This window comes from Mesorhizobium sp. M7A.F.Ca.CA.001.08.2.1 (assembly GCF_003998455.1).
Lineage (GTDB): Bacteria > Pseudomonadota > Alphaproteobacteria > Rhizobiales > Rhizobiaceae > Mesorhizobium > Mesorhizobium ciceri.
The window spans coordinates 1-2,612 of the sequence record NZ_RZPW01000825.1 but is presented as its reverse complement, the minus strand read 5'-3'; the positions used below and the strand labels follow the sequence as shown (position 1 = coordinate 2,612).

Annotated in this window: 1 protein-coding gene; it reads left to right on the top strand. The window is 63.2% G+C overall.

Translation table 11 applies throughout. The annotated features are described in order from the left end of the window. On the top strand, positions 1-2,612 hold a 2,612-nt coding region (locus EN914_RS31570), incomplete at both ends, for an AAA family ATPase (protein WP_127389510.1).

Here is a 2,612-nt window from a genome sequence, read left to right as displayed (position 1 = left end):
GCACGAAACAGCGCGCCAGCTCATTGTTGGACGAGACTGGCCAGCCGGTCAGCGAAATCGCGATATTGGCACATCTGGCTGGCCTGACTCGCGACGCATACGAGACCATGTTCTCGTTGGACGATGAAACGCTGGAAGCAGGTGGAAAATCAATCCTGGAATCGCGCGGCGACCTGGGCAAGCTGCTGTTCACGGCCAGCGCCGGTCTCGGGCACGCAAGCGATACATTGAGCGTGCTCGAGGCCGAAGCGGACAGGCTCTATCGCAAACAGGCACACGGAACCGAACTTGCGCTGCTCAAGAAGCGGCTTGCGGAACTGAAGGCCAGTAAGGACGCGGTCGACACCTTGGCGTCGAGTTATGAGAGCCTTGAAGCCGAGCGTCTCGACGCGACCGAAAAATACGACCGCAGCATCGCCGAACGGTCGGTGCTGTCGGCTCGCCTCGAGACCATCGCGAAGTATCTTCGGGCGATCCCGATCCTCGCCGATATCCGGCGCAAGCAAGCCCAACTGGCCGAGTTGCCAGAGATCGCCTCACCGTCACGGACCTGGACCGGCAGCGTCACTGAGATGATCGATGACGACGCCAGCCTGAGAACGCGGCTATCGGCGAGCGAAAACGAGCTTGAGCGGGTGACGACGAAAATCGCCTCGGTCGATGTGGATGACGCGATCCTTGCGATTTCCGAACGCGTTCGCGGCCTGGCCGACCGCAAGGTGCGTCACGTCTCGGCCGGCTTGGACCTGCCAAGCCGCAGGACGGAGCTGCAAATCCTCGACAATTCCGTGGCGACCTGTCTTGCCACCCTTGGAAGATCCTCCGAGCCAGTTCCTGCCAAACTGCTCTTGCCTGCTGCAACCATTAGCGCTGTGCGCACCATGGTCGAGCAGCGATCCGGGATTGCTACCAGCGTGCGCGTTGCGCGCGAGGAGGCCACGGCAGCCGCTGACGTGCTCCAGGCGGCACGCGACCGGGTCGGCGAAGAACGGGCCGTGCCAGAGCCTGCCAGGGCAAGGCTGGTTTCGGCTTTGTCTAGGGCCAAGGCCAGCGGCTACATGAGGGAGATCAAGGCGGCACGCGAGACTGCGGATGCCGGTGAAATTCGATGGCAGGCCGCGATCGCGCGTTTGCACCCTTGGTCGGGTGAGGCTCAGGCACTGGCCAGGGTCGCCATTCCGAATGCTGCGCAGATTGGCGCATGGAAGGCGCTGGCAGCGGAGCTCGGGAAGGGCAGGGGCGTCCTTTCCGATCGTCTTGCCGAGCACCAGGGCAATCACGACTTGCTTTCGGCCCGGCTGGAAGCCCTTCGTGCCTCTGTGGATGTCACCGACGATGATGCGGCCGACGTCATTCGGCGTGCCCGCGACGACGCCTGGGCAAGGCATCGCCATGACCTGACTGGGGAAACGGCGGATGGTTTCGCGGCAGCACTGGCCCGAGACGACAGTGTCGGCGCAGGCCGTTTGGCCAACGCCCGGGAACTGGTCGAAATTCGCAGCACAAACCGCAACCTCGCAGAAGCCGCGGCCACCATCGGGCATGCGCGTGATCAACTTGCCCGCAACGGCTCAGATCGGGAGGCCGTGCTCTTGGAAATACGCACAGTCGCCAGAGAGCTGCTCGGACCGTGCCAGGAAACATCCCCCGAACAGCTGATCGAACTGATCGAGGATCGCATCGCTGCCCGCATCGATGCGCTCGCGGCCTGGGAGGAGATCGAGCTTTCGCGCAAGAAAGCCGAGCGGGCGGTTGATGAGGAAGGGCGAATACGCCTGGAGTTGAACGGTGCTCTGGCGAGCGTCGGCGTCGGTTCGGATGCTGGTGACAGCCTGGGGACGGTCATGGCCGTGGCAGAGCTATTCCTTGAGAGACAATTCAAGGTGGACGCTGAGCGCACCGAAGCGCTCAAGACCGTTGGCACAAGGCAAGAGGATCTGGCCGCCAGGCGCCGCGCTGTCGAAGTCGCGGAGCGACGTGAGGATGAATGGCAGGCCGGTATTGCCGAATCGCTCAAGGGCACCTGGCTGGAGAGCGGCATCTCGGTGTCCGGCATGGGGGGCGTCCTTGACCAAATGGCTGAACTGTCCAAGGGCCTTCAGGACCGGGACGCAATGCAGCTTCGCATCGAGAAGATGGAGGCCGACAGGGACAATTTTCTGGTCGAGGTTTCCGCCGTTGCAGCCGAAGCGGGCGAGGCGGCCGACGACGAAGCGGAACAGCTGGCCATTCGGCTTGCCGAGCGGCTGGAGCGCGCCGAACGGATGCGCGAGGCCAAGGCAAGCCTCGTCAATGACCTGCGGCGCCTGCAGGATCAGCGTGAGATCCTCGATGCCGAGATTTCGGCGCATGAGCGCCGCAAGAACGAGGTTCTGAGCATCTTTAGCGTGGCCACGCTGGCGGAGGTCGTGCAACGCGACGAGCTGCTGCGCGACAGGGATCGCCTGCGCACAAGCGTGGCCGAACTTGAGGAGCAGGTTTTTTCCGAGCTCGCGGTGGAAGGGTTCGAGCAGGCGCGTTCGATATTGGATGGTGTCGATCTCGACAGTATCGCAATCGAGAAGGCGGAAGCCGAGCAACGGCTTCGCGCTTCTGACGAGGCAATACAGCAC